Genomic DNA, 9,435 nt, shown 5'->3' with positions numbered 1-9,435 from the left:
TTCAACTGTCAGTTGGATTTTGCTGATTTAGTCATATTATGTACTTTTTTTCTTTTTTTGACAAGAAAAAAAGAGGCTGGAAAATATTATAGCCTCATCGTAATTTTATTGAGATGGATAATCATATTCTGAATCATTTGAAAAAGAAATATTATTTTCAAAATTGCCTTCTTCTAAAATCCATTGATATCGAAAATTCTCAGCATTTAATAATTCTTTTTCATAATATAAGATACCATCTTCAAATTCTTCTTCTAATCCAAGATATTGAATCATTGCGGATATATCTGTATCATCACCAAGAAAAAAGTTTAACCTGATAAATTCATGAATACCGTCATTTTCAGGATATACATAAGTACACTTCATTTCTTTCATCACAGACATTTCGGTATTATATAGTTGCATCAACTCTACTGCTTCTTTTTCATCAACATCATCCATCTCTTTGGGCAGCGTAACCGACAGTGAAGCAATCACATCTTCTCTCTCTGGATCAATATACAATCTAACTTCAGACAAAGCATTCGCATTGTTTTCATTAACCACATATCGCACACCATAATCCCAGTCAATATGAATCATTTGATCTTCTGTTTCATTTGTAGATCCAATAGTACATCCGCTTAACAGAAGGGAGAAACAAGAGATAAAGCAAGCAAGTATATTTCTTTGTTTTAACATTTATGCTCCTTTCTTTCATAACTTATTTTTTTATAGAATATTGTACACTAAATCAACAGTATCTTAACTTCAATAGCTTACCATATTATTTAAATCTATCATTTCAATTCCCTCTCTCCCATGATATCTTTGATATTTATACTATACAATATATGCATTTTTAAGATAAGTCTTTTCTCTAATTATTTTTTCATATATAATTTTTATTGGGCATGATTAATTTTATAAATAAATGAGGAGTCCATCATGAGGACTCCTTTATGTTGCAAATATAAAATATTTCTATAATTAAAAGCTCGCTTTATTCAATCATGATTCCAGCCTGTTCCATCAGACGAAGGGCAATCTGATGATATTCCTCTGCCGGATGTGTTGGAGAATCATAGGTAGCAATTCCCTTTTCTGCAACGATCACAGGCTGTGCCATATTCATCTGATTCAAATAGGTCTTTAAGCTGACTGCCAGCTGCATGACACAGATATCACTACAGCAGCCGACGATCTTAAAAGAATCATAGTCGTTTAAGATTTCTTTATTTAAGACATGGAAAGTATTCGTCGAATTTTTTTCTAATACTTCTTTTACATAAGGTCTTAATTCATCAATGATCTCAGCTTCCGATGTGCCTTTGATGCAATGAGGCGGAAAGCTTTTAAATTCCATGGCCTCTTTTTCATGCGTATCAGCGATGAACAAACGATCTTCATGAGCTTCACATTCTTTTTTGATCACATCAACGATTTTCATGATTGACGCATCATGCATACTGCCCTCTTTCACAAACCCATTGACCATATCCACAACAAATAAAAGTTCTTTCATTTTCTCTCCTTACTGTGTCAATATCTCATAGCCATCATCAGTAACCAATACCATGACTTCCCATTGAGCACTCAATTTCTTATCTTTCGTCGTTACCGTCCAGCCATCATCCGGATCGATTTCCACATCATACGTACCTTCATTGATCATCGGTTCGATCGTAAATGTCATTCCCGGAGCTGTTACCATGCCCGTATTTGGTCTTCCTACATGTGCTACAAAAGGCTCTTCATGAAATTCTTTACCAACCCCATGACCCCCAAAAACACGCACTACGTTATATCCATGGCTCTCCGCAACCTGTTGGATCGCATGACCGATATCACCTAAGGTTCCCCAAGGCTTCAACGCATCCAAGCCTGCCTGTAATGCCTGATGCGTAACCTCAACCAGTTTTCTGGCATTGTCGCTGACCTCACCAATCATAAACATACGGCTGGCATCTGAAAAATATCCCTTAAAGATCGTCGATACATCCACATTGACAATATCTCCGCTCTTTAAGATACGATTACTGTCCGGAATACCATGACACACGACCTCATTGATGCTCGTACAAACGCTCTTTGGATACCCTTCATAACGATATGGCGCACATTTCGCATGATGAGCATGCGTTACCTCTCTTACGATATCATCAATCTCCTGTGTACTCATTCCTTCACAGATCTTTTCTGCCACAGCATCTAATACTGCAGTATTGATCTTGGCACTTTCCCTTAAGATCTGAATATCCTTTTGATTACGAATGATTGACTTAGGGGGTACTTCATATCCCTGCATCTTCATCTGCATCAGCTTCTGATCAAACTCATAATGACAATGCTTATATTTCTTTTTGCTCCCGCACCAGCAGGCACCGTTTTTTGAATATATCATATTTTATCACCGTTTCTATTATAGAGTCATTTCCTAAAAAAATCAAAGATTAACTCTTATCATGAAGAAAAGGCATTACCAGATCAATGATCCGATCGACATTTTTCCCATCCTCATAAGGCATATATTTTTTCTGAAAAGCCTGTGTTCCTTTGAGATAAGTATCTTCTTTCTTTTTTAAGCAATCAATCAGCTCTTGTGTTTCTTTGCATATCGGACAAGGCATTTCTTTCATATAATCAATATTAAAACCAATGCTCTTGCGATATTCTTCATAATCCGGTGCAAAGATCAGCATCTTCTTTTTAAGAAGTGAATAATCAAAAATAATTGATGAATAATCACTGATCAAACAGTCACATGCACACATCAGCATATATAAGTTTTCTTTATTTACATTGACGAGCCTTTCATGTTTATCAAAACCAACTTCGGCTAAAAGAGGATGCATCTTATATAAAAGATAGCTTTGATCATCCAACTGATCGATTACCTGATTCATATCCAGCTTAACAAAATCCAAGCCTTTGATCGTATTTCCTCTAAATGTCGGTGCATATAAAATCAGATATTTACCTTTAAGATGCGGATATTTCTTAAAAAACTTATCTCGATAGCTTTGAACCCTTTTAGGATGACATAAAGCATCTGTACGAGGAAGCCCCGTTACCTTCACCTGATCTTCCTTCACACCAAAAGCTTCCGCATAGGCAGATTTCCACACCTCAGAAGCACAGACAACATAGTCATAATTTGATATCTTATAAGAACGAGGAATCTGATTTCCAAATTTTTTTACGGCACCGCATGCATGCCACAGCTGAACAACCTTTGTTGATTCTCTTTTTAATTTTGTAATGACATAGTTATTATCATTAATGAAAACAAGTCTTGAAGTATTGATCTCATAAAGCTGTTTAAGACAATTCAAAAAGTATTGAAAATCTCCAGATAAAGATTTTTTATAGATCATCAGATTATAACGTATATCAAAATTACCTGCTTCTTTTAATTTTTTATCAATTTGATAGAAATCACCCTCAAGATGATCCATTGATAAAGATATGAATGTGATTCTGTTTTTACGCATTGGCATCAAAAAGCGAAACAAATTCATGCAATAAAGCAGAAACATTAAAATCATTTTATTTAGTTTCATGGTTATACCCTCTATCTGTAAATAATATATCTACAACTCTCTTAGCACCCTTTCCATCCTCTAAATAATTAAAACGTTCATTAAATTCATCTAAACGCTTATAATCAAAACGATCCTTTACAATATCTTCTAACATTTCTTTTTCCGTTTCATAAATATTTCCGGGAAGATCTTTATGAATATCTAAATAGAAGCCCCTTAATTCATGCTGATACTCTTTGATATCCTGCATATAGAAATAGATCGGCCGTTTTAATATCGCATAATCAAAGAAAACGCTTGAATAATCTGTTATCAGTATATCACTGATGATATAAAGATCGCTGATTTCTGCATCCGCATCGATCTCATATACAAAATCATCAAGTGCTTTATCCTTTTTCATCTTATTGATAATCAGATAATGCGGTTTATATAAGATGATATAATCTTCACCTAATATTTCCTTCCACAGCTTGAAATCAACCTTTAATTCAAAAACATATCCACTGACATTAAATTGATTATCACGCCATGTAGGTGCATAAAGAATGATCTTCTTATTACTAGGTAACCCGTATTTTTTAAAAATATCCTGTTTATAACCCTCCGTATAATTTGAAAGAATATCATTTCTCGGATATCCTGTTTCGATCAAACGCTCTTTATTGATCCGAAAGGCGCTCTGGAATACTTTTGTACAAAAAGAATTAGGAGAAAGCATATAATTATATTTACTAACATCATCGTCATATGTTTTTTTCATTTCTTCAGCACTTAACCCACTACGATAAAATTTTTTATTACTAACAACAATATCATGCCCAAGTCTTTTCAAAGGAGTTCCATGCCATGTCTGAAGATAGATCTGATTTTTCTTTTTATAAATATATGACGGTAATTTGCAATTACTGATCCAGTATTTGCTTCTAGCCATATAGTAGAAGTACGTTAAACTTAAATATTGAACAACTTTCGCATTTTTTATTTCTTTTTTATGTTTTAATGGCCATATAAAAGAATAGTTTTTAAAATTTGAAAGTTCACTCATATATCTATGTATAGCTTTGGGATTATCTAAATAGCCTCTTCCATGAAAAGCTATAAAAATAACCATATTATTATTTGTAGGAACTATTTTACAAAATATCCTATAAAAAACGCTGAATATTTTGCTTAATTGTATTTTTATTTTTCCCATTTATAACCTCATCCTTCCTACAGCACAAACACAGATATTTAAATTAGCTATTCAATAATATCATAAAATTCTTGTAATGCCTGTCTATTAAAATCTTCCGAATCAAAATGTTTTAAATGTAAATCTTTTTCATAACTATCCATGAAACCTTTATAAATTCCTTCCGATGAATCTTCTACAAGATATCCATATCCTTGCGATAAAAACTCTCTTGGTCCCTGAATATTTGTACAAACAACAGGTTTATTTAAAATTAATGCCTCCATGATGCTCATTGGAAGGCCTTCATAATATGAAGACATAATAAATACATCACATTTTACTAAGATAGGAAAAATATTACTTAAAGATTTTATTAATATGATATGGTTTAATTGATGGGCGGTAACATACTCATTGATTTCGTTATACTCACTGCCATGTCCACCTATAACAAACAAATATGTATTTTGATGCTTTTTATTAAATTTTTCAAAAGATTCTACTAATCTCTTAATTCCTTTTTCTGGTGAAAAACGAGCTACATCAATATATTTTTTAGATTCTTTGTTATTTAATATATCTTCTATCTGTTCAACTGTATAAGCGGATACAGTATCTTTGTCAAAGCATAGAGGTTTTTTTGAATTTTCAATAATTCTTTCTACATTATTTACATTATGAACAACCTTTATTTTTTCAGCATTTATTTCAGGTACCAATGACATAATCACCTGTTCAAGTCCTTCTCTGACACATGCTATTGTTTCAAATGTTCGATATGCTTTTAAAACAGATAATGAGTGATAATTCGATCTTGTTTTCTTTTCTTTACTCATATCATTATGAACATACATGATTCTTCTGCAATTTTTCAATTCACAAAATAAGTTCGCAATATGTTTTTCGTATCCTGTAAAATGAATAGCACAATCAAAATGTAATTTTTCATTAAACAAACGATCTAATTCTCTTTTATACATCCGCTTTAATGACTTTTCGATTCCCTTAGAATACAAATTTAATCGGTAATAAAAAAACTGAATAAACGCTTCTTTAAAAGTTATATTTTTTTGTCCCTGTATTACATAGTAAGATATTCCTTCTGGAAATTCTTTAATAACATTTGTATATTTTTTAACAGAATTTTTATAGAAGAAAAGAATAAAATTATATTTTTCGGTATCAATATGATTCAATAAGCCCTGTAATGATGTTGTTAATCCATTTTTTGCAAGCGATCCAGCATAAATAAGTACTTTTTTCTTTCCGTTATCAAATTTTTCACCATTTATGATCATCATATTATCTTTTTGATCAAAGAATATTAAATCTGTAATTTTTTTCGCATAATCTTCATGATCATAAGAACAATATTTATTTATAAATTCTGAATAATCCGAATAACTATTTAAATCTAAAATCTCATTTTGCAACTGTTTTACTGTTTCTACAATTGGGAAAGGTAAATCTTCCATTTGCAAATACATTCCTCTATCTTTTAGATATTCTTCTTTATCATAAGCAAAAAGAATAATTTTTTTTCTTAAGTTGGCATAATCAAAGAAAACGCTTGAATAATCAGTGATAAGGCAATCACTTACAGATAAAAATTCATAAGTTTCATATCCTTCTGGAAAAGAATTTATATATTTAAATTGGGAAAAGTCAATTTGAGATGATACATAATTATGTAATTTTACAAACATGATTTTATCTGCTGATAAAACCTTATCTAATTGATAAAGAAAGTATTCAATAGAAACCGTTTGTTCACGAACATTTTTTTTATCTAATGACCCTCTCCAAGTAGGCATATAGCATATGATTTCTTTATGATTTAATTCTAATTCGTTTTTTATTTCCCTTATCCGTTTTTCATCATAAAAGACATGATTTCTTGGATAGCCTCCAAGAATATATTTTCCCTTATACAGATTATCAAGCATATAGTCTTTTTTCATATGCTCAAATGTAAATTCATTTGGATACAACAAATAATCTGCCATGATAAAATTTCGTTGAGTATTACCTATTTCATGAGGAGATGATGCAATGCTGCGCCCCAATGTTTTTAAAGGGGTTCCGTGCCAGGTATTAAAATAAATTTGTCCTTCTTTTTTTATAAAATAAGTTGGGAAGGTTGCGTTATTAAATAAATATTTTGCACTGCTAAGAATTTGACAATATTTTTTCGTATGTACTCTGATTACTTCAAAATTATTTATCTGATTTTTATTTAAAAAATCTGTGATCAGTTTTTGATCTTCTTTGGTTTTACAAGAAATATATTTCTTAATATTCTTTAACTCTTTTCTTGTATTTATTTCTTTTAGAATATAAAAAACATTTCCACTAAAATTCGAATTATTATAAGACTCAAATAACGCTATGGAATCATTTATATCATTATTTTCATAAAAATGGGTAAACCAAAATCGAGCTCTGAAAAAAGGACTTTTAATTAGTTTTTTCGCATTGCGTTTAATCGTTTTATAATTGCTTTTTATACTCATCTCATCTACCTCTTCTATAAATCTTTCATTTCTTCTTTGATCTGTGTCGTAGAAATTCCTTCAGTTCTAGGAAGATATACCACTTCACAGTAATCTTTCAGAAAATCAAACTTGCCTTTCCAATCATCCCCCATCACAAATACATCGACATCATACTTCTGCACATCCGATATTTTTTGATCCCACGATTCTTCTAAAATCACCTTATCGACATATTTAATGGCCTTAACGATCTCCATACGCTCATAATCAGGAATGGCACACTGCTTTCCTTTGATGGCATTAAACGCATCACTGGATACTGCAACGATCAGATAATCACCTAATTCTTTAGCTCGCCTTAATAAATTCAAATGTCCTATGTGAAATAAATCAAATGTACCATATGTAATAACTGTTTTCATATTACCTCCGCTATCTGAATATATGTTCCCAAAAGCCTTTTTTTATTTCCCCTTTTATAAGACGTTCATTAAATTTTTCATCACGAACCTTCTTCTTCTCTTTCTCACTTAATGAGTTATAGTGATCGACATATTCTGAATAATGATCACATACTTCATCAATATCACCAAACTCTATTAATTTTCCTCCTTCGATCCACATACCTTTCTTACAAAAGCTTCTCACTTGAGGAAGGGAATGTGAAATAAAGAAAATCGTTTTATTTTTTTCATCACGAAGCCGCATCATCCGATTCAAGCATTTCTGTGCAAAACCTTTATCTCCTACCGATAATGCTTCATCAACGATAAATATATCCGGATTCAAAGCCAGTGAAATTGAAAATCCAAGCCTTGATTTCATACCACTGGAATATTTCTTTACAGGCTGATAAAGAAAATCTCCCAATTCCGCAAATTCGATCACACCTTCTTTGATTTGAGCGATTCTTTTCTTAGAAAGACCTAAAAGGGCTCCCTTCACATTGATATTTTCTTCTCCTGTCAATTGCTGGTTCAAACCGGTATTGATCGAAATCAAGGCTTGTTCACCATTAACGACCATTTCACCGCCATCATGATCGGAAATTCCTGCCAATATCAATGAGAGTGTTGATTTTCCTGATCCATTGGTTCCTAAAATACCGATCACATCACCTTTTTCTACCTGAAAGCTGATATCTTTCAATGCATAGAAATATTCTTTCTTCTTTTTCTTTTCTTTTTGTTTTAACGCATAAATCTTAGAAATATGATTCATTTCTACTGCATACTCTATTTTCTTATCCATCTTGCACCTCTTAGATCATATCAATCATTTTCTTCTTGAAATGATACATCAGACTTGAGCCTATGACAAACAGCACTAAAATAACGATCCAAAAATACAGACCCATGGCCGGATGTCGTAAAAAGCTCTTATTAAAAAATACCGCATCACGATAACCGGTAACGATGTAATAGACCGGATTTAATTTCATCACAAATGTCATAAACGGATAATTCTTAAATGCTGCCGGCCAAAGCACCGGTGATAAATAAAGGATCATGCGTATCAAAGAAACAACAAGCTTCTTTACATCACGCCACATCATCGTTAAAACAGATGTGGTCAAAGACAATGCTTCCACAAACATAAAAGCACAAAAGGCATAGTAAATGAGATTGAGCCAATATACATTCGGCCGATAGCCATAAAGCAAAAGTACCACGATCGTGATCGCCATCATACATAAATGATTAAAAAACTCCTTGGCACATACGGTAGCCGGAAGAATACTGATCGGAAATTTCATCTTCGTAATAACATCCTTTTTTGAGAATACCGCACTGCAACCCTGCGTTATACATGGCTGTAAATACCACCATGCTGAAAATCCCACGATGACCCATGGCAGATAAGCCACACCGTCATATCCATTACGATTCATTCCGACACCAAATACCAGCCAATAGGTAATGACCTGAATCGCCGGAGAAGCAAAATTCCAAAATAATCCGAATTTAGAATCACGCATATCTGCAAGCAGCTCATATCGTGATATACAGAAAATCCTATATAGATTCGTAAAGTTCTCATTCAGTACATAGTATATACTTTTAAGCATTCTTATGCCATCCTTTCAAATTTTCCTAAAATTTACTTCAATTATACAATAATTACTTGAATTTAACTATAACATTTTACATATAAACTGCAAATTAAGCCCATAATTATGCGATATCAGTGGTTTTTCGAATGAAAAATATATAAATGTCATGCAATTTTAAAA

General features: G+C 32.1%; 9 protein-coding genes. All 9 read right to left on the bottom strand.

Annotation, left to right across the window (positions count from 1 at the left end):
* Nucleotides 1–105: 105 nt before the first annotated feature.
* The 9 genes from ACZYT3_RS12320 to ACZYT3_RS12280 all read right to left on the bottom strand — a co-directional run bounded on the left by ACZYT3_RS12320 (nucleotide 106) and on the right by ACZYT3_RS12280 (nucleotide 9,270).
* Nucleotides 106–684, bottom strand: coding sequence for a hypothetical protein (locus tag ACZYT3_RS12320; RefSeq protein ID WP_464088860.1), 579 nt, complete (start codon nucleotides 682–684; stop codon nucleotides 106–108).
* A 301-nt stretch (nucleotides 685–985) separates the two neighbouring features.
* Nucleotides 986–1,507, bottom strand: a complete 522-nt coding sequence (locus ACZYT3_RS12315; protein ID WP_464088859.1) for a cysteine hydrolase family protein — start codon at nucleotides 1,505–1,507, stop codon at nucleotides 986–988.
* A gap of 9 nt (nucleotides 1,508–1,516) precedes the next feature.
* Nucleotides 1,517–2,386: a methionyl aminopeptidase gene (locus ACZYT3_RS12310; RefSeq protein WP_464088858.1), complete on the bottom strand. Its 870-nt coding sequence runs from the start codon at nucleotides 2,384–2,386 to the stop codon at nucleotides 1,517–1,519.
* A gap of 49 nt (nucleotides 2,387–2,435) precedes the next feature.
* Nucleotides 2,436–3,545 (bottom strand): CDP-glycerol glycerophosphotransferase family protein, encoded by a 1,110-nt coding sequence (locus tag ACZYT3_RS12305; protein ID WP_464088857.1) that lies wholly within the window; start codon nucleotides 3,543–3,545, stop codon nucleotides 2,436–2,438.
* Nucleotides 3,532–4,725, bottom strand: a complete 1,194-nt coding sequence (locus ACZYT3_RS12300) for a CDP-glycerol glycerophosphotransferase family protein (protein ID WP_464088856.1) — start codon at nucleotides 4,723–4,725, stop codon at nucleotides 3,532–3,534. The genes ACZYT3_RS12305 and ACZYT3_RS12300 overlap by 14 nt, the downstream gene beginning before the upstream one ends.
* Before the next feature lie 47 nt (nucleotides 4,726–4,772).
* Nucleotides 4,773–7,220: a CDP-glycerol glycerophosphotransferase family protein gene (locus tag ACZYT3_RS12295; protein ID WP_464088855.1), complete on the bottom strand. Its 2,448-nt coding sequence runs from the start codon at nucleotides 7,218–7,220 to the stop codon at nucleotides 4,773–4,775.
* A 14-nt stretch (nucleotides 7,221–7,234) separates the two neighbouring features.
* Nucleotides 7,235–7,624 (bottom strand): glycerol-3-phosphate cytidylyltransferase, encoded by a 390-nt coding sequence (gene tagD / locus ACZYT3_RS12290; protein WP_464088854.1) that lies wholly within the window; start codon nucleotides 7,622–7,624, stop codon nucleotides 7,235–7,237.
* Nucleotides 7,625–7,634: 10 nt separating this feature from the next.
* Nucleotides 7,635–8,453 (bottom strand): ABC transporter ATP-binding protein, encoded by an 819-nt coding sequence (locus tag ACZYT3_RS12285; protein WP_464088853.1) that lies wholly within the window; start codon nucleotides 8,451–8,453, stop codon nucleotides 7,635–7,637.
* Between the two features lie 10 nt (nucleotides 8,454–8,463).
* Nucleotides 8,464–9,270, bottom strand: coding sequence for an ABC transporter permease (locus tag ACZYT3_RS12280; RefSeq protein WP_294560746.1), 807 nt, complete (start codon nucleotides 9,268–9,270; stop codon nucleotides 8,464–8,466).
* Nucleotides 9,271–9,435: the final 165 nt, after the last annotated feature.

The sequence above is a fragment of the Traorella sp. mt218 genome (assembly GCF_055420025.1).
Note: the sequence above shows the minus strand (reverse complement) of the source record. Positions and strands in the feature narration are given on the sequence as shown.